Origin of the sequence: Phytopseudomonas straminea, from assembly GCF_900112645.1 — a bacterium.
Lineage (GTDB): Bacteria > Pseudomonadota > Gammaproteobacteria > Pseudomonadales > Pseudomonadaceae > Aquipseudomonas > Aquipseudomonas straminea.
This window is the reverse complement of sequence record NZ_FOMO01000002.1, coordinates 546484-564996: the sequence shown is the minus strand read 5'-3', so window position 1 is coordinate 564996 and position 18513 is coordinate 546484. Positions and strand designations below refer to the sequence as shown.

Here is an 18513-nt window from a genome sequence, read left to right as displayed (position 1 = left end):
AAGGGAACTGCGTTGAACCATCGGATCCTTGATGGCTACCGGTGCGACGCCGTTCACAGTGGGGCGGCACGCGGCGAGCAAAATGATATCACCGTCACTCCAGGGGCTGGCAATATGCCGCATAGGGCGGAATGAAAATATTTTTCACGCCATTTGCGGTTCTCGCTCGGTCAGAGAATCCCTGGCGACTCGCCCCACCGAAACGGTGCACTCCGGATAAATGTTAGTCGACCCGTGCGCCGGAGCAGCCGCAACGTTTAAACTGCGCCTCGCCGGCCGACGGACGGGCTTTTGCCAGGCCCGAAGCCAGCAATGGCGCTGTAAGAAGTTGTCGCATGCCGGCAATGCCGGCCCATGAGCACCCCCCTACAATCTTTCGCATCGCAGCCTGTTCAGGCCTGCGTGTCTCGTCAGGAGAGTCCCGACGTCCGTTCAGCACGACCCGGTGCAACGCGCCGATTTCGACCAGGTGATGGTGCCCAGCTACGCCCCGGCTACGTTCGTGCCAGTTCGCGGCGCCGGTTCGCGCGTCTGGGACCAGAGTGGTCGCGAGCTGATCGACTTCTCCGGCGGCATCGCCGTCAACGCCCTGGGCCATGCCCACCCCGCGCTGGTCAAGGCGCTGACCGAGCAGGCAGGCAAGCTGTGGCACGTTTCCAACGTGTTTACCAACGAGCCGGCGCTGCGCCTGGCCAAGAAGCTGGTGGACGCCACCTTTGCCGACCGGGTGTTCCTCTGCAACTCCGGCGCCGAAGCCAACGAAGCTGCGTTCAAACTGGCACGCCGTGTGGCCCATGACCGCTTCGGGGCGGACAAGTACGAGATCATCGCGGCGACCAACAGCTTCCACGGCCGTACCTTGTTCACCGTCAGCGTCGGTGGCCAGCCGAAATATTCCGATGGCTTCGGGCCGAAGATCCAGGGCATCACCCATGTGCCGTACAACGACCTCGAAGCGCTCAAGGCGGCGATCAGCGACAAGACCTGCGCCGTCGTGATCGAGCCGATCCAGGGCGAGGGCGGCGTGCTGCCGGCGGATCTGGCCTACCTGCAAGGCGCTCGCGCGCTGTGCGATGAGCACAATGCACTGCTGGTGTTCGACGAAGTGCAGAGTGGCGTCGGCCGTTCCGGTCATCTGTATGCCTACCAGCACTACGGCGTAACGCCAGACGTGCTGTCCAGCGCCAAGAGCCTGGGCGGTGGTTTCCCCATCGCGGCGATGCTGACCACCGAGGCCCTGGCCAGCCATCTTGCGGTTGGCACCCATGGCACCACCTATGGCGGTAACCCGTTGGGTTGCGCGGTCGCCGAGGCGCTGCTCGACGTGGTCAACACGCCCGAGGTACTGGCGGGCGTCAAGGCCAAGCATGAGCGCTTCAAGACCCGCCTGCTGCAGATCGGCGAGCGCTATGGAGTGTTCTCCGGGGTGCGCGGCATGGGCCTGTTGATCGGCGCGGTGCTCTCCGATGCCTGGAAAGGCAAGGCGCGTGAATTTTTCGATGCGGCAGCCGGCGAGAATCTGATGATCCTGCAGGCCGGCCCGGACGTGGTGCGTTTTGCGCCCAGCCTGGTGATCGAGGATGCCGACATCGACGAGGGTCTGGATCGCTTCGAGCGTGCCGTGGCCAAGCTGGCCGGCGCCTGACCCTTACGGGCGGCTGGGCGCCGCCCGCTCAATTCGCTGTGTCGGCCCGTGCCGGCCAGCCTCACGGACGATGATTCTCGCTGCCAGGGCTGCAACGCCCCAGCCTTGCTGAAGGAGTGAACCATGCTGGTTATGCGCCCCGCGCGAATGACCGACCTCGCCGAAGTGCAGCGCCTGGCCGCGGACAGCCCGGTGGGCGTCACCTCGCTGCCCGACAACGCCGAGCGCCTGCGCGACAAGATCGCCGCGTCGGAAGCGTCGTTCGCCGCCGAAGTCAGCTTCAACGGCGAGGAGCGCTATTTCTTCGTGCTCGAAGACAGCGAAACCGGTCGCCTCTCCGGCTGCTCGGGCATCGTCGCCTCGGCGGGCTACTCCGAGCCGTTCTACAGCTTTCGCAACGAGACCTTCGTTCACAACTCCCGCGAGCTGAAGATCCACAACAAGATCCACGTGCTGTCGCTATGTCACGACCTGACCGGCAACAGCCTGCTCACCAGCTTCTACGTGGAGCGCGGGCTGGTCGACAGCGTCTGGGCCGAGCTCAATTCCCGTGCGCGCCTGCTGTTCGCCGCCGGCCATCCGGAGCGCTTCGCCGACGCCATGGTGGTGGAGATCGTCGGCGAGAGCGACGACGCCGGTGAATCGCCGTTCTGGGACGCGGTCGGGCGGCATTTCTTCGGCATGAGCTACGGCGAGGCCGAACGCCTGTGCGGGCTGCGCAGCCGCGCCTACCTGGCCGAGCTGATGCCCCATTACCCGATCTACGTGCCGCTGCTGCCCGATGCCGCTCAGGAGTCCATGGGCCTGGTGCACCCGCGTGCCCAGGTGTCGTTCGACATCCTGATGCGCGACGGCTTCGAAACCGACCACTACATCGACATATTCGACGGCGGCCCGACCCTGCATGCGCGCACCTCCGGTATTCGCTCCATCGCCCAGAGCGCGCTGGTGCCGGTGGTGCTTGGCGACGCGGGTGAGGGTGGCCAGGCTTACCTGGTCAGCAACGAGCAATTGCAGGGGTTTCGTGCAGTCGTCGCGCAGCTGGAGTGGGCACCCGGCCAGCCCGCGGTGCTCGATCCGCAGACCGCGCAGATCCTCGGCGTTGCCGAAGGCGGCCAGGTAAGGCTGGTGGCGGTATGAGTTTTCCAACCATGAGCGCCACCCGTCTGGCTCGCGATTTTCCGGAGGCAGCATGATCGTTCGCTCCGTACGGGCCGGTGACCTGCCGGCATTGATCGACCTGGCGCGCAGCACCGGCACGGGCCTGACCACCCTGCCGGCCAACGAAGCGCGCCTGGCCTACCGGGTCGGGCGAGCCGAGAAGACCTTCAGCGGCGAAGCCGAGCGCGGCGATTGCGACTACATGTTCGTGCTCGAGGACGATGACGGCCGCGTGCTGGGTATTTCCGCCATCGCCGGCGGCGTCGGCTTGCGCGAGTCCTGGTACAACTACCGGGTCGGTCTGACCGTCTGTGCGTCCCAGGAATTGGGCATCCACCGTCAGGTGCCGACGCTGTTCCTGGCCAACGACCTGACCGGCCATTCCGAGTTGTGCTCGCTGTTCCTGCATGCCGAGCATCGCACAGGCCTGAACGGGCGCCTGCTGTCCAAGGCGCGGTTGCTGTTCATCGCCGAGTTCCGCGAGCGTTTTGGCGAGAAGATCATTGCCGAGATGCGCGGCGTGTCCGACGAGCAGGGCCGTTCGCCGTTCTGGGAGTGCCTTGGCCGGCACTTCTTCCGCATGGAGTTCTCCCAGGCGGACTACCTCACCGGCGTCGGTAACAAGGCGTTCATCGCCGAGCTGATGCCGCGCTTTCCGCTTTACACCTGCTTCCTGTCCGAAGCCGCCCGCGAGGTGATCGGCCGGGTGCACCCGGATACCGAACCGGCGCTGGCGATGCTCAAGTCCGAGGGCTTCAGCTACCAGGGCTATGTCGATATCTTCGACGCCGGTCCGGCCATCGAGGCGGAGACTACGAAGATTCGTGCGATTCGCGACAGCCAGCTGCTGGTGCTGGCCATCGGCACGCCGGGTGACGATGCGCCAGTGTACCTGGTGCACAACCGCAAGCACGCCGATTGCCGCATCACTGCGGCCCGGGCGCGGATGGCCGCCGGGACGCTGGTCGTCGACCCGCTGACCGCCCGGCGCCTGCGCCTGAATGTCGGCGATCAGGTGCGCGCAGTGCCCCTGGCGGTAAAGGCCTGAGCCACCGTTTCTGATGTGACCGGGGCGGCGTGCTGCCCCGACCGGCAATGTCGCCATAGAGCGACAGCCGTGACAGGTAGCAGGTCAGCGCCCAGCGCTGGCCTGTGCAACCGTGAAGCCTGGAGTGATAGACCATGAGCACGCATTACATTGCAGGTCTCTGGCAGATAGGACAGGGCAGCACCCTGGAGTCCCTCAACCCAGTCAGCCAGCAGGTGCTCTGGGTGGGCCGTGAAGCTGACGCGACCCAGGTCGAGGCCGCTGTGCAGGCGGCCCGTGAAGCCTTCGCTGAATGGGCGGCGGCGCCATTGAGCGAACGCATTGCGCTGCTCGAGCGCTTCGCCGCCGTATTGAAAACCCGGCAGGACGAACTGGCCCGCACCATCGGTGAAGAAACCGGCAAGCCGCTGTGGGAAGCGACCACCGAAGTCGCCAGCATGATCGGCAAGGTGGCCATCTCCATCCAGAGCCATGCCGAGCGCACCGGCCAGCGCAGCGGCGCTCAGGGCAGCGTGCTGCGCCACAAGCCCCATGGCGTGGTCGCCGTGTTCGGCCCGTACAACTTTCCCGGTCATCTGCCCAACGGGCATATCGTGCCTGCCCTGTTGGCCGGCAATACCGTGGTGTTCAAACCCAGCGAGCAGACCCCGAAGGTCGCCGAGCTGACGCTCAACTGCTGGATCGAGGCCGGCCTGCCGGCTGGCGTGCTGAACCTGGTGCAGGGCGCGCGGGAAACGGGCGCGGCACTGGCGGCTCATCCGGGTATCGACGGCCTGTTCTTCACCGGCTCCAGTCGCACTGGCAACCAGTTGCACGCGCAGTTCGGCGGCCACCCGGAAACCGTCCTGGCCCTGGAAATGGGCGGCAACAATGCGCTGATCGTCGACCAGCCTGCCGATGTCGATGCGGCGGTGTATTGCATCGTCCAGTCCGCGTTCATTTCCGCCGGCCAGCGCTGTACCTGCGCCCGCCGCTTGCTGGTGCCTGAAGGCGATTGGGGTGACGCGTTGCTGGCGCGGCTGGTCAGCGTGGCCGCCAGCCTCAAGGTCGGTGCCTTCGATGCCGAGCCGGCGCCGTTCATGGGGGCGGTGATTTCCCTGGACGCCGCCCAGCACCTGCTCAAGGTGCAGGAGCGGCTGATCGACAAGGGCGCGCGGCCGCTGCTGGACATGAGCCAGCCGCTCGAAGGCGCGGCGCTGCTGACGCCCGGCATCATCGATGTCACCGCCGTGCAGCCGCGCGCCGACGAGGAAGTGTTCGGGCCCTTGCTGCAAGTGATTCGCTATGCCGATTTCGACGACGCCATCGTCGAAGCCAATGCCACCCGTTTCGGGCTTGCGGCCGGGCTGCTGTCCGATTCGCGTGAGCGTTACGAGCAGTTCTGGTTGCGCAGCCGAGCCGGCATCGTCAACTGGAACAAGCCACTGACCGGCGCCGCCAGCAGCGCGCCGTTCGGCGGCATCGGCGCGTCGGGCAACCATCGTCCCAGCGCCTATTACGCGGCGGATTACTGCGCCTATCCTGTGGCTTCGCTGGAAAGCGAGCAACTGGCGCTGCCCGACAGCCTGGCACCGGGAGTCAGCCTATGAGTCGACTCACCTCCTGCGAGCTGAACATCGACGGGCTGGTCGGCCCGACACACAACTACGGCGGGTTGTCGTACGGCAACGTGGCCTCGCAGAACAACTGCCAGGTGGCGTCCAACCCGCGGGAAGCGGCGCGTCAGGGCCTGGCGAAGATGAAGGCACTGATGGACATGGGCTACGCCCAGGCGGTGCTCGCGCCCCAGGAGCGCCCCGATGTGCACGCGCTGCGTGCCTGTGGCTTTACCGGTAGCGATGCCCAGGTGATCGAGAAGGCGGCGCGCGAGGCCATGCCGCTGCTGGTCGCCAGTTGCTCGGCCTCGAGCATGTGGACGGCCAATGCGGCGACCGTCAGCCCCAGCGCCGATACCGCCGACGGCCGCGTGCATTTCACCGCGTCCAACCTCAACTGCAAGTTTCACCGCTCCATCGAGCATCCCACCACCAGCCGCGTGCTGGCGGCGATGTTTGCCGACGAGCGCTATTTCGCTCACCACGCGGCCTTGCCCGCCGTCAGCCAGTTCGGCGACGAGGGCGCGGCCAACCATACGCGCTTGTGCCGCGACTACGGCGAGCGGGGCGTGGAGTTCTTCGTGTTCGGCCGCAGTGCCTTCGACCTGCGCTTGCCGGCGCCGCAGCGCTACCCGGCGCGCCAGACCCTGGAGGCTTCCCAGGCCGTGGCCCGGCTGCACGGCCTCGCCGATGACGCCGTGGTATTCGCCCAGCAGAACCCGGCGGTGGTCGATCAGGGCGTGTTCCATAATGATGTGATCGCGGTGGGCAACGGCCAGGTGCTGTTCCATCACGAGGACGCCTTTCTCGACAGCGAGCGGGTGGCGGGCGAGCTTGGCGACAAGCTGGCGCGCCTCGGCGGGCAGTTGCAATCGGTGTGCGTTCCACGCCACGTGCTGGGCGTCGAGGATGCGGTGCGCTCCTATCTGTTCAACAGTCAGCTGTTGAGCCGTGCCGACGGGCGTATGCTGTTGGTGGTGCCGGAGGAATGCCGCGGCAACCCGCGGGTCTGGGCCTACCTGCAGACGCTGCTGGGCAGCGACGGGCCGATTGCCGAGGTTCGCGCCTTCGACCTCAAACAGAGCATGCAGAACGGTGGCGGCCCCGCCTGCCTGCGTCTGCGTGTAGCCTTGCAGGCAGAAGAGCTGGCAGCGATGAACCCGGGCGTGATGCTGACGCCGGAACTGTATGAGCGGCTGCTGCAATGGGTCGACCGCCACTACCGTGATCGCCTGAGCGAGCATGACCTAGCCGACCCGCAGCTACTGGACGAATGCCGCACGGCGCTGGATGAGTTGACGCTAATCCTCGATCTTGGCGCCGTGTACCCCTTTCAACTCATTTGAGCGGCTCGATGGCGAGCCGCCAACCATGATGGAGTAACCATGAGCGACGCCCTGCAACTGATTCTCGAAGACGCCGACGGCACCCAGCTGGAAACCTCGTGCACCCGTTTTGCCGTAATGTGGCAGGGCAAGGAAGTGTGGATTCAGCAGGTCGGCAACGGCCAACTGATGATCGGCGTGGATGTCGCCGAAGGTGATAGCGAATACGCCAACCTGCTGCTGCGCCCGCTGGCCACCAACCTGGTCAGCCTGGAACTGGAAATGGAGCCGGCCGATGACGGCGCCGACGACGACCATGTCCATGGCCCGGACTGCAATCACTGAGGAACGCCCATGCTCGCCCTCGGCAAACTGCTCGAACTGACCCTGACCGGCCATGAGCCGGCCTCGAAGATCCAGTTGACGCCGCAGGGCACGCGCTTGCGCTGGCTGGCCGAGGGCGCCCTCGAAATCACCCCGGCCTGCGGGCGCGACAACGGCATGGACCTGTTGCTGTCCGCGGGCATCCACGGCAACGAGACCGCGCCGATCGAATTGCTCGACCGCTTGCTGCGGCGCATCGCGCGCAGCGAGTTGCAGCCGCGTGCACGCGTGCTGCTGCTGTTCGGCAACCCGGCAGCGATGCGCCGTGGCGAGCGTTTCGTCGAGCAGGACATCAACCGCCTGTTCAGTGGCCGTCATGAGCTGAGCAGTGGCGGCGAGGCGATGCGCGCCTGTGAACTGGAACACCTGGCGTCGTCATTCTTCATCGACTCCGGCCGCGAACGCCTGCATTACGACCTGCACACGGCGATCCGCGCCTCGCGTATCGAGCAGTTCGCCCTTTACCCCTGGGTCGAGGGGCGTCGCCAGTCGCGCCGCGAGTGTGCGCGTCTGCAGGCCGCCGGTATCGATGCGGTGCTGCTGCAAAGCAAGCCCTCGACCACCTTCAGTGCTTACACCTATGCCGAGCTGGGCGCTGAAGCCTTCACCCTGGAGCTGGGCAAGGCCCGGCCGTTCGGCCATAACGAGCTGGTCAATCTGGATCGCCTCGAGCTGCGTCTGCAGGCCCTGATCGAGGGCAATGAGCCGCCGGTCGAAGAGCGCTCCGTCGAGCGCCTCAAGCTGTTCGCCTTCTCCCGCGAGCTGATCAAGCACAGCGATGCCTTCGTCCTGCGCTTGCCTGCCGACGTGGAAAACTTCACCGAGCTGGAGCCCGGCTATCTACTTGCCGAAGACCTGGCCAGCAGCCGCTGGGTGGTGGAAGAGCAGGGCGCACGCATCATCTTTCCCAATCCCAAGGTCCACAACGGTCAGCGTGCCGGCATTCTGATCGTGCCCGCCGACGCCTCATTACTGGATTAGCCATTGCCCCGCATGCACAGGAGTGCCCATGCCCATCATCGATCTGCGTAGCGACACCGTGACCCAACCCACCGCTGGCATGCGCGAAGCGATGCTGGCCGCCGAACTGGGCGATGACGTGTACGGTGAAGACCCGACCGTCAACCGTCTGGAGCGGCGCCTGGCGCGGGATCTCGGCTTTGCCGCCGCGCTGTTCGTGCCCACCGGCACCATGAGCAACCTGCTTGGCCTGATGGCTCACTGCGAGCGGGGCGACGAATACATCGTCGGCCAGCAGGCGCACACCTACAAATACGAGGGCGGCGGCGCGGCGGTGCTGGGCTCGATCCAGCCCCAGCCGCTGGACATGGAACTCGATGGCTCCCTGGATCTTGACCGGGTCGAAGCGGCGATCAAGCAGGACGACTTCCATTTCGCCCGTACCCGTCTGCTGGCCCTGGAAAACACCATGCAGGGCAAAGTGCTGCCGCTGGAGTACCTGGCCGAGGCTCGCGCCTTCACGCGCAACAAGGACTTGGCGCTGCATCTGGATGGCGCGCGGCTGTTCAATGCGGCGGTCAGGCAGGGCGTCGAGGCGCGGAAAATCACTCAGCATTTCGATTCGGTGTCGGTGTGCTTGTCCAAAGGGCTGGGCGCGCCGGTTGGTTCGGTGCTGTGTGGCAGCGAGGCGCTGATCGCCAAGGCACGCCGCCTGCGCAAGATGGTCGGCGGCGGTATGCGTCAGGCCGGCGTGCTGGCTGCAGCCGGGCTGTACGCGCTGGACCATCAGGTCGAGCGCCTGGTGGAGGATCACGCCAATGCCGATTCCCTGGCGGCCGGCCTGCGCGAGCTGGGCTATTCGGTCGAGCCGGTGCACACCAACATGGTCTACGTGCAGATCGGCGAGCGCGCCTCTGCCCTGAAGGACTTCTGCGCCGAGCGGGGCATCCGCCTGAGCGCCGCGCCACGCCTGCGCATGGTCACCCATCTGGATGTCGATGCCGGCGCCATGGCTCAGGTGATCGAAGCCTTCGCCGCCTTCCGCGCCTGAGTTGGCCTGCGTGCAGTGCCAGGCAGTGGCCTGGCACTGCACGCCCTGTGTTTTCCGGCCATCGCGCCGCCTGCAAATAATTCAGCCCTTGCCCTAGCCGCCGCGGACAAGCCCGATATAATGCGGGCTTTTGCCGGCTCTGCCGTGGCCGCCTGTTTTCCTGGAAATTGCCAATGAAAAGCGCAGAAATCCGTGAAGCTTTCCTGAGCTTCTTCGAAGAGAAGGGGCACACCCGTGTCGCTTCCAGCTCCCTGATTCCGAACAACGACCCCACGTTGCTGTTCACCAACGCCGGCATGAACCAGTTCAAGGACTGCTTCCTGGGCCTGGAAAAGCGCGCCTATACCCGCGCCGCCACCAGCCAGAAGTGCGTGCGCGCCGGTGGCAAGCACAACGACCTGGAAAACGTCGGTTATACCGCGCGTCACCACACCTTCTTCGAAATGCTCGGCAACTTCAGCTTTGGCGACTATTTCAAGCGTGATGCCATCCACTTCGCCTGGGAATTCCTGACCGGCGACAAGTGGCTGAAACTGCCCAAGGACAAGCTCTGGGTCACGGTGTACGCCACCGATGACGAGGCCTACGACATCTGGAACAAGGAAGTCGGTGTGCCGGCCGAGCGGATGATCCGCATCGGCGACAACAAGGGCGCGCCGTACGCTTCCGACAACTTCTGGACCATGGGCGATACCGGCCCGTGCGGCCCCTGCACCGAAATCTTCTTCGACCATGGCGAGCACATCTGGGGCGGCCCGCCCGGCAGCCCGGAAGAAGATGGCGACCGTTACATCGAGATCTGGAACAACGTGTTCATGCAGTTCAACCGGACCGCGGACGGCGTGCTGCACCCGCTGCCGGCGCCGAGCGTGGACACCGGCATGGGCCTGGAGCGCATCAGCGCAGTGCTGCAGCACGTCAACTCCAACTATGAGATCGACCTGTTCCAGAGCCTGCTGGCTGCCAGTGCCCAGGCTATCGGCTGCGCCAACAATGGTGACGCATCGCTGAAAGTGGTGGCGGATCACATTCGCTCCTGCAGCTTCCTGATCGCCGACGGCGTCACGCCGTCCAACGAAGGCCGCGGCTACGTGCTGCGCCGCATCATTCGTCGCGCCTGCCGCCACGGTAACAAGCTGGGCGCCAAGGGCAGCTTCTTCCACAAGATCGTCGCGGCCCTGGCCAGCGAGATGGGCGAAGCCTTCCCTGAGCTGAAACAGCAGCAGGCGCACATCGAGCGCGTGCTGAAAACCGAAGAAGAGCAGTTCGCCAAGACCCTGGAGCAGGGCCTGAAGATCCTCGAGCAGGATCTGGCCGAGTTGCAGGGCTCGGTCATCCCGGGCGAAGTGATCTTCAAGCTGTATGACACCTACGGCTTCCCGATGGACCTGACCGGCGATATCGCCCGCGAGCGCGAGCTGACCCTCGACGAGGCCGGCTTCGAGCGTGAGATGGAAGCTCAGCGCGTGCGCGCGCGCTCCGCCAGCTCCTTCGGTGTGGACTACAACAGCCTGGTCAAGGTCGACAAGGACACCCGTTTCCTCGGCTATGGCGCCACGGTTGCCAGTGGCGAACTGCTGGTGCTGCTGCGCGACGGCCAGCCCGTCGACACCCTCAACGAGGGCGAGGAGGGCGTCGTAGTGCTCGACCAGACGCCGTTCTATGCCGAGTCCGGTGGCCAGATCGGTGACTGCGGGTTCCTTGAAGGCCCGGGCGTGCGCTTCGACGTGCGCGACACCACCAAGGTGGGCGGCGCGTGGCTGCACCATGGCGTGGTCAGCAAGGGCAGCCTGAGCGTCGGCGCCACCATCAATGCCGAGGTGGATGCCTCCGTGCGTACCGCCACCGGCCTCAATCACTCCGCTACGCACCTGCTGCACGCCGCGCTGCGCCAGGTACTCGGCGAGCACGTGCAGCAGAAAGGCTCGCTGGTCGACAGCCAGCGCCTGCGTTTCGACTTCAGCCACTTCGAGGCGATCAAGCCCGAGCAGCTCAAGGAGCTGGAAGAGATCGTCAACCGCGAAGTGCGGCGCAACACCCCGGTGCAGACCGAGGAAATGGACATCGAGAGCGCCAAGGCCAAGGGCGCCATGGCGCTGTTCGGCGAGAAGTACGGCGACAGCGTGCGCGTGCTGACCATGGGCGACGGTTTCTCGGTCGAGCTGTGCGGCGGCATCCACGCCAACCGTACCGGCGACATCGGCGTGTTCAAGATCGTCAGCGAAGGCGGTGTGGCGGCCGGCGTGCGCCGTATCGAAGCGGTCACCGGCGCAGCGGCATTCGCCTACCTGAACGGTGCTGAAGAACAGTTGAAAGAGGCAGCGAGCCTGGTCAAGGGCAGCCGCGATAATCTGCTCGACAAGCTCGCGGCGGTGATCGACCGTAACCGCCAGCTGGAAAAGGAGCTGGAGCAGCTCAAGGCCAAGGCCGCTAGTGCGGCGGGCAGCGACCTGGCCGGCTCGGCCGTGGACGTCAAGGGCGTGAAAACGCTCAGTGCGCGCATCGATGGCCTGGACGGCAAAGGCCTGCTGGCGCTGGTCGATCAACTGAAGAACAAGCTCGGCAGTGCGGTGATCCTGCTCGGCGGCGTACAGGACGACAAGGTCGTGCTGGTGGCTGGCGTGACCCAGGATCTGACCGCCAAGCTGAAGGCTGGCGACCTGATGAAACAGGCCGCTGCAGCCGTAGGCGGCAAGGGCGGTGGTCGTCCGGACATGGCGCAGGGCGGCGGGGTCGATGTGGCCGCGCTCGATGGTGCCCTGGCGCTGGTCGGCCCGTTCGTCGAGCAGGGCCTCTGAGGCCCGTAACTCAAGCGTGACCGCGTCGCCCGCCATGCCCGGCGAACGGCGCGGTGGTGTGCGGTGGTGTTGTCTGTTTAATGGGCGCCCTTCACGGGCTGAGGCAGCTTTGAAATGGCTTTGATCGTACAGAAATTCGGCGGTACCTCCGTCGGCACCGTCGAGCGAATCGCACAGGTCGCCGAAAAGGTGAAGAAATTCCGCGAGAAGGGCGATGATATCGTCGTCGTCGTGTCCGCTATGAGCGGCGAGACCAATCGTCTTATCGACCTGGCCAAGCAGATCAGCGACGACCAGCCGATCGCGCGCGAACTCGACGTCATGGTCTCCACCGGTGAGCAGGTGACCATCGCGCTGCTGGCCATGGCGCTGATCAAACGTGGCGTGCCGGCGGTGTCCTACACCGGCAGCCAGGTGCGCATCCTGACCGACAGCGCGCACACCAAGGCACGTATTCTGAGCATCGACGACACCAATATTCGCGCCGACCTCAAGGCCGGTCGCGTGGTGGTGGTTGCCGGCTTCCAGGGCGTGGACGAGCAGGGCAACATCACCACCCTCGGTCGCGGCGGCTCCGACACCACCGGCGTGGCCCTTGCCGCTGCCCTGAAAGCCGATGAGTGCCAGATCTACACCGACGTCGATGGCGTTTACACCACCGACCCGCGCGTGGTGCCCAAGGCTCAGCGCCTGGAGAAGATCACCTTCGAAGAGATGCTGGAAATGGCCAGCCTCGGTTCGAAAGTGCTGCAAATCCGCTCGGTGGAATTCGCCGGCAAGTACAACGTCCCGCTGCGCGTTCTGCACAGCTTCCAGGAGGGTCCGGGCACCCTCATTACCCTTGATGAAGAGGAATCCATGGAACAGCCGATCATCTCCGGCATCGCCTTCAATCGCGACGAAGCCAAGCTGACCATCCGTGGCGTGCCTGACCTGCCGGGCGTTGCGTTCAAGATTCTCGGCCCGATCAGCTCCGCCAACATTGAAGTGGACATGATCGTGCAGAATGTCGCGCACGATAACACCACCGATTTCACCTTCACCGTGCACCGCAACGATTACCAGAACGCTCAGCAGGTGCTCGAAGCCACTGCACGCGAACTCGGTGCTCGCGAAGTGGTCGGAGACGTTAACATCGCCAAGGTGTCCATCGTCGGCGTGGGTATGCGTTCCCATGCCGGTGTGGCCAGCCGTATGTTCGAAGCGCTGGCCAAGGAGAACATCAACATCCAGATGATCTCCACGTCCGAGATCAAGGTCTCGGTGGTCATCGAAGAGAAATATCTGGAATTGGCGGTGCGCGCCCTGCACACTGCGTTCGAACTCGATGCCCCGGCCCGTCAGGGCGACTGAGGCATCCTGCAAAAGGCGCGGCTACCCGCGCCTTTTGTTGTTTTGGTTGGTGTTGGTGGAACTTTCCTTCCGTCCGTACTGGTCAATACTTGAGTGCTGGCCTGTTGCTTTCGCGTCCGGCCGGCGCTTTTCACGTTTGCAGACTTGTTGTCCGAAATTGAATCCGTAAGGAGAAAGGAATGCTGATTCTGACTCGCCGGGTCGGAGAGACCCTGATGGTGGGTGACGAAGTCACCGTCACCGTATTGGGTGTTAAAGGTAATCAGGTGCGGATTGGCGTCAACGCGCCGAAGGAAGTCGCCGTTCACCGCGAAGAGATTTACCAGCGTATCCAGAAAGAGAAGGGCGAAGAACCAAACCATTAATTTTTCTCAAAATTTTGGTTTGCAAACGGGGAAAACATGTTTATCATGCGCCCCGTGTTGCGGAGAGGTGGCCGAGTGGCCGAAGGCGCTCCCCTGCTAAGGGAGTACACCTCAAAAGGGTGTCGGGGGTTCGAATCCCCCCTTCTCCGCCATTATTTGGCAAGCCGGGTTCTACCGGGCTGGCAAACAACCAGAGGTGATCTGGTATAAAAACACCAACGGACTCATAGCTCAGCTGGATAGAGTACTCGGCTACGAACCGAGCGGTCGGAGGTTCGAATCCTCCTGAGTCCGCCATATTGAATGGCTTGCAGCAATGCAGGCCATTTTGTTTCAACCAGCGGTGATCTGGTCTAAAAGCGCCACACGGACTCATAGCTCAGCTGGATAGAGTACTCGGCTACGAACCGAGCGGTCGGAGGTTCGAATCCTCCTGAGTCCGCCACACCAAAAGGGCCTGCAGCGATGCAGGCCCTTTTTCTTTGCCTGGCATTTTTGTCTCAGCGTTTGCCCGCCACGCAGTCGTTCTGATCGAAAATTACCGTACGCCGCTCGCTGTTTTGCTTGCTGGCGTAGTGGTAGGTGGTCTGGCCGTTGCGCTTGCTGATGCGTTCTGGCTTGCCCAAGGCGCTTTCCACATCGCTGCGCGTCATCCCGGCGCGCACCTGTTTTCTGATGATCGCTTCGCGCCGGGCGTTGCCGGTAACCGCATTTTCGCAACCGTCCTGCTGGCCGCCGACGATAGTCAGGGTGCTCTCGTTGCTGCGTGAGCTGGCGGTAGTGTTACTTGCTCTGGGCGACGCCAATGGAACGGCTGCGCCGCTTCCCGGTCTTGGATTGTGGGCGCGCTGCTCCTGTTGTTGCTGGTTTTCAGTGCAGCCGTGTTTGGTGAAGGTGATATGACCATTGGCGTCTTCGCAGCGAAACACGCTCGAGGCCAATGTTGGAATAGGGTAGAGCAAGATGGCGCAAACGGTTGCGCAGTGGGTCCAGTGCATGGTGGCGTCCTCCCTGACGTGTGCTAGGAAAGCTTAGTCTAGTGACCCCTCGCTGCCAGGTGTCCTGCGCTGGATTGGTAGCGTCGCATCTTCGGACTCGTGCGAATGCGCTCAAGAAAATGCTGCAAGCGCTTGTCTTGCCATGGCTTTGTCACGTACTCAAGCGATTGGCATGTTATTATTCGCTCCGTCAGCCCCGCCGGGGCTTGTGGATACCTTCCATGGACTTACCCAGTAGTAACTCAGAATTCCAAGTGTGCAATCACGTATTGACTGATTGACCCTCGCTGGCGCGCGCCGCCGCTGGGGGCGGAGTGTGCCATGACCGAAGTAGAAGCCAAGAAGCCGCAAGAAAGCCTGCAGGATCGACTCGCTCAGGTCGTCGAGCTGTTGCAGCGGCACAGGCTGGTCGAAGACCTGACCCATCGCCAGGAAGGCCCGCACCACGACCGCGTCGAAGGTCTGGTGCATCGACAGAACCTCGCCGAGCTGCAGCGCAAGCTCGACGACCTGCACCCGGCCGACGTCGCCTACATCCTCGAAGCCCTGCCGCTGGAAGATCGTCTCGCCGTCTGGCAGTTGGTCAAGGCCGACCGCGATGGTGACATCCTGCTCGAAGTTTCCGACGCCGTCCGGGAAACCCTGCTGGCCGACATGGAGGATCACGAGATCCTCGCGGCCGCCAAGGAGATGGACGCCGATGAGCTCGCCGACCTGGCCTCGGAGCTGCCGCGCGATGTCGTGCACGAACTCATGGAAACCCTTGATGCCCAGCAGCGCGAGCGGGTGCGTTCTGCGCTTTCCTATGAAGAGGAGCAGGTCGGTGCGCTGATGGACTTCGAAATGGTGACCATCCGCGAGGATGTCAGTCTCGAAGTGGTGCTGCGCTACCTACGTCGTCTCAAGGAGTTGCCGGGGCATACCGACAAGCTGTTCGTTGTCGATTATGACGGCGTCCTCAAGGGGGTGCTGTCGATCAAGCGCTTGCTGGTCAATGATCCGGACAAGCAGGTTGCCGAGGTCATGGCCAACGACCCGGTCAGCTTTCACCCTGATGAGGATGCCTACGATGCGGCCCAGGCCTTCGAGCGTTACAACCTCATTTCGGCGCCCGTGGTCGATAAGAACGGCAAGCTGATCGGCCGTCTTACCATCGATGAGATGGTTGACCTGATTCGAGAGGAGAGCGAAAGCGAAGTCCTCAACATGGCCGGTCTGCGCGAGGAGGAAGACATCTTCGCCTCGGTCTGGAAGTCGGTCCGCAACCGCTGGTCCTGGCTAGCCATCAACCTGATCACGGCGTTCATGGCCTCGCGCGTCATCGGCTTGTTCGAGGGTTCCATCGAGAAGCTGGTTGCCTTGGCGGCGCTGATGCCCATCGTTGCCGGTATCGGCGGTAACTCGGGCAACCAGACCATTACCATGATCGTGCGTGCCATGGCGCTCGATCAGGTCAGTACAGGCAATACCTCGCGGTTGATTCGCAAGGAGCTGGGCGTAGCGCTTATCAATGGTCTGGTATGGGGCGGGGTAATTGGTGTCGTCGCCTACGGGTTGTATGACAGCTGGTCGTTGGGTGTGGTGATGACCGCAGCGATGACGCTTAATCTGTTGCTGGCTGCGCTGATGGGCGTGTTGATTCCCATGACCCTGGTGCGTGTCGGGCGTGACCCGGCAATGGGTTCCAGCGTGATGATCACCGCAGTCACCGACAGTGGCGGTTTCTTCATTTTCCTTGGGCTAGCATCACTGTTCCTGCTTTAGTCGCCCAGCTTGCAGGCAATAAAAAAACCGGCGTTGAGCCGGTTTTTTATTGCCTGATGATTACTTGCGGGCGTCGAAAGCCGCTCGGTATCGCTTCCTGCGATTTTTTGCCCGTGCCGAATCAGTCGTCGTTACCGGCGGCCATTTCGGCATCGTGTGCGATCAGTGCAACGAGGGCGTTCTGCTGGCGGCGCGAGAGCTGGCGGAAGCGCTGCAGCAGTTCGCGTTCGTGCAGCGACAGCTCGGGGCTGTCGAGGCGCACGCCGAGCTCGTCGTCCAATACACCTTCCTGAAGCATGCTTTGCTCCAGGCGAGCGATGATTTCGGAGTTCATGCTGCGGTGGTGTTGGCGGGCCACGTCAGCGATGCGCTCGCGCATACCGTCGGGCAACCGAACGACGAACTTGTCAGCCGTACGGCTGGAGTAGATAGCCTGTTTCATAGGGCGCATACATCAACCAAATAAGTTCAGGGAAACGAAGCTGTAATGGCATAAAGCTACGGAAAGTCAGGTTCTGACCATCTTTCGCGTCTGCCGTTCAACAACGTCGGCATTTTGTCTGGTGATCGTACTTCTTGCCATCAGATATTTGACGCCAATTACGTGTCGTATTCTGTACCGAGTACCGGCTTTATGCCAGCACAAGTTGTCGGAATTGATTCCGATTGCGCGCAGCGTCGCATTTATCGTGGATGGCAGTGGGCCGCCTTTAACGATTTTCGTTAGTAATCGAGATAAAAAATGCGTTTTCTATGCACTTGCGCATGATTTAGCGTCGGTACGGTACGAATTGCTTATGATTGAGATCCTCTGCAGCCGTGATCGGCTGCGGATCGCATCAATCTCGGCGAGGTATGTGAATGAATGCTGGCAGGCTGATCTACCTGATGGGGCCTTCCGGTGCCGGTAAGGACAGCGTGCTGCAGCACCTGCAGCAATGCCTAGAGGGGCGTCGCTGTCGCATAGCGCGACGGGTCATCACTCGCTCAGCCGAGGCGATGGGCGAGGAGGCTATTTCCGTGTCGCATCGGGAGTTCGGCGAGCGTGAACGTGTTGGCGATTTCGCCATGGTCTGGCATGCCAATGGCTTGGCTTACGGGATTCCCAGGGAAATCGAAGAATGGCTGGCCGATGGTTACCAGGTGATCGTAAACGGCTCGCGCGGCTATCTGGATGAGGCTCGCAGCAAGTACCCCGATCTGCTTGCCGTTCTGCTTCAGGTCGAGCCAGCCATCCTGAGAAAACGCCTTCTTGCTCGAGCGCGGGAGGATATGGATCAGATCGAAGCGCGGCTGGCACGAAGTGCTGAGCTGAGCGGCAGCGCTTTCATGCAGGCCGATCAGCACATCATTCGCCTGGATAACTCCGGCAGTCTCGACGAGACGGTGGAGAGGCTGCTCCAGCTTATCGACAGCCACTAGCTGAGCAGCAAGCCAGAACGTTACTCGCGTTTTAGCGCAGAATCGGATCGAACTTGACCCGCTTGCCGATCAGCAGGGCTACGGCCAGCGCGACGCTGCTCATCGCCAGGGTAATCTTGGCGGTCGACGTGAGCCATTGAGCCTGTTCGGGCAAGACCAACAGGCCAGTGGACAGAACCGCGATCAGCAGAAACAACACAGCTGGTTTGGACATCATGCTCTCCTCGCGCGGCAAGGTTGCCTTCAGAAAAAAGGATCGTGGGGGCCGTTGTGCTCGTCATTGGAACTGCGTGGCGGAACTCGATCCGAGAGGCCGTCGATCATCCAGATGGCGGCACAGGTAACAACGGCCAGTAGTAGTACGAAACCGGGGAAGAATACGCTCCACATGGCCAGTACTCAGAAGGTAAAGCGCTGTTGGGCGCGAGGTTGCCAATCAGCGGTGGTCAGCGGTTTGGCGACGAATTGGCCAGGCTCGACTTTCGCAGCATGTTCGAACTGCACCGGGGTGGCACGCATCTGCTGAACCAGTTGCATGGCGGTTGCCTGTTGCTGGTTGTTCTGAAAATTGGCGAATGCGGCTCCTGCAAGCAGGGTCAGGGCGATAGCGGTAGCCAGTGCGATGAGGCTGTTCATGGGCGGGG

At 63.1% G+C, this 18513-nt stretch carries 17 protein-coding genes and 3 tRNA genes; 16 read left to right on the top strand and 4 right to left on the bottom strand.

Features of this window, described 5'->3' with window-relative positions:
- Positions 1–388: 388 nt before the first annotated feature.
- From BM279_RS06860 to BM279_RS06795, 14 genes are all read left to right on the top strand, one after another.
- A complete protein-coding gene (locus BM279_RS06860; RefSeq protein WP_425272675.1) occupies positions 389–1645 on the top strand; it encodes an aspartate aminotransferase family protein in 1257 nt (418 codons plus the stop codon).
- Positions 1646–1768: 123 nt separating this feature from the next.
- Entirely contained in the window at positions 1769–2785 is a 1017-nt protein-coding gene (aruF, locus tag BM279_RS06855; RefSeq protein ID WP_093502173.1) for an arginine/ornithine succinyltransferase subunit alpha, read from the top strand.
- A gap of 52 nt (positions 2786–2837) precedes the next feature.
- A complete protein-coding gene (gene astA / locus BM279_RS06850) occupies positions 2838–3854 on the top strand; it encodes an arginine N-succinyltransferase (RefSeq protein ID WP_093502171.1) in 1017 nt (338 codons plus the stop codon).
- Between the two features lie 134 nt (positions 3855–3988).
- Positions 3989–5443 (top strand): succinylglutamate-semialdehyde dehydrogenase, encoded by a 1455-nt coding sequence (gene astD, locus BM279_RS06845; RefSeq protein ID WP_093502169.1) that lies wholly within the window; start codon positions 3989–3991, stop codon positions 5441–5443.
- The gene (astB, locus tag BM279_RS06840; protein ID WP_093502167.1) at positions 5440–6795 is read left to right on the top strand and encodes an N-succinylarginine dihydrolase; all 1356 of its coding nucleotides are present in this window, start codon (positions 5440–5442) and stop codon (positions 6793–6795) included. The genes astD and astB overlap by 4 nt, the downstream gene beginning before the upstream one ends.
- A 39-nt stretch (positions 6796–6834) precedes the next feature.
- Entirely contained in the window at positions 6835–7119 is a 285-nt protein-coding gene (locus BM279_RS06835) for a hypothetical protein (RefSeq protein WP_013792219.1), read from the top strand.
- A gap of 9 nt (positions 7120–7128) precedes the next feature.
- Entirely contained in the window at positions 7129–8139 is a 1011-nt protein-coding gene (gene astE, locus BM279_RS06830) for a succinylglutamate desuccinylase (RefSeq protein WP_093502165.1), read from the top strand.
- Between the two features lie 28 nt (positions 8140–8167).
- Positions 8168–9169 carry a low-specificity L-threonine aldolase gene (gene ltaE, locus BM279_RS06825; protein ID WP_093502163.1) on the top strand — a complete coding sequence of 334 codons (1002 nt, stop codon included), beginning with the start codon at positions 8168–8170 and terminating at the stop codon, positions 9167–9169.
- A 173-nt stretch (positions 9170–9342) separates the two neighbouring features.
- Positions 9343–11967 (top strand): alanine--tRNA ligase, encoded by a 2625-nt coding sequence (gene alaS, locus BM279_RS06820; RefSeq protein WP_093502161.1) that lies wholly within the window; start codon positions 9343–9345, stop codon positions 11965–11967.
- Between the two features lie 114 nt (positions 11968–12081).
- Positions 12082–13320: an aspartate kinase gene (locus tag BM279_RS06815; RefSeq protein WP_013792215.1), complete on the top strand. Its 1239-nt coding sequence runs from the start codon at positions 12082–12084 to the stop codon at positions 13318–13320.
- A 179-nt stretch (positions 13321–13499) separates the two neighbouring features.
- On the top strand, positions 13500–13685 hold the full coding sequence (gene csrA / locus BM279_RS06810; RefSeq protein ID WP_013792214.1) for a carbon storage regulator CsrA: 186 nt from the start codon (positions 13500–13502) through the stop codon (positions 13683–13685).
- Positions 13686–13746: 61 nt separating this feature from the next.
- Positions 13747–13837: transfer RNA gene (locus BM279_RS06805), tRNA-Ser, on the top strand.
- Positions 13838–13905: 68 nt separating this feature from the next.
- Positions 13906–13982 (top strand) — tRNA-Arg (locus tag BM279_RS06800).
- A 71-nt stretch (positions 13983–14053) separates the two neighbouring features.
- Positions 14054–14130: transfer RNA gene (locus BM279_RS06795), tRNA-Arg, on the top strand.
- Positions 14131–14185: 55 nt separating this feature from the next.
- Here BM279_RS06795 and bamE read toward each other — a convergent pair.
- Positions 14186–14683, bottom strand: a complete 498-nt coding sequence (bamE, locus tag BM279_RS06790; RefSeq protein WP_093502159.1) for an outer membrane protein assembly factor BamE domain-containing protein — start codon at positions 14681–14683, stop codon at positions 14186–14188.
- Positions 14684–15004: 321 nt separating this feature from the next.
- Here bamE and mgtE point away from each other — a divergent pair, with 321 nt between their 5' ends.
- Positions 15005–16447: a magnesium transporter gene (mgtE, locus tag BM279_RS06785; RefSeq protein WP_093502157.1), complete on the top strand. Its 1443-nt coding sequence runs from the start codon at positions 15005–15007 to the stop codon at positions 16445–16447.
- 121 nt (positions 16448–16568) lie between these two features.
- Here the strand turns inward: mgtE and BM279_RS06780 are convergent, their stop codons facing one another.
- Entirely contained in the window at positions 16569–16898 is a 330-nt protein-coding gene (locus BM279_RS06780) for an Arc family DNA-binding protein (protein WP_093502155.1), read from the bottom strand.
- A 410-nt stretch (positions 16899–17308) separates the two neighbouring features.
- Here BM279_RS06780 and phnN point away from each other — a divergent pair, with 410 nt between their 5' ends.
- The gene (gene phnN, locus BM279_RS06775) at positions 17309–17869 is read left to right on the top strand and encodes a phosphonate metabolism protein/1,5-bisphosphokinase (PRPP-forming) PhnN (RefSeq protein WP_093502153.1); all 561 of its coding nucleotides are present in this window, start codon (positions 17309–17311) and stop codon (positions 17867–17869) included.
- Positions 17870–17900: 31 nt separating this feature from the next.
- On the opposite strand, the gene BM279_RS06770 is transcribed toward phnN, so the two are convergent.
- Both BM279_RS06770 and BM279_RS06765 read right to left on the bottom strand, forming a co-directional pair.
- Entirely contained in the window at positions 17901–18083 is a 183-nt protein-coding gene (locus BM279_RS06770) for a PA3371 family protein (protein ID WP_093502151.1), read from the bottom strand.
- 185 nt (positions 18084–18268) lie between these two features.
- On the bottom strand, positions 18269–18505 hold the full coding sequence (locus BM279_RS06765; protein ID WP_093502149.1) for a hypothetical protein: 237 nt from the start codon (positions 18503–18505) through the stop codon (positions 18269–18271).
- Positions 18506–18513 lie beyond the last annotated feature (8 nt).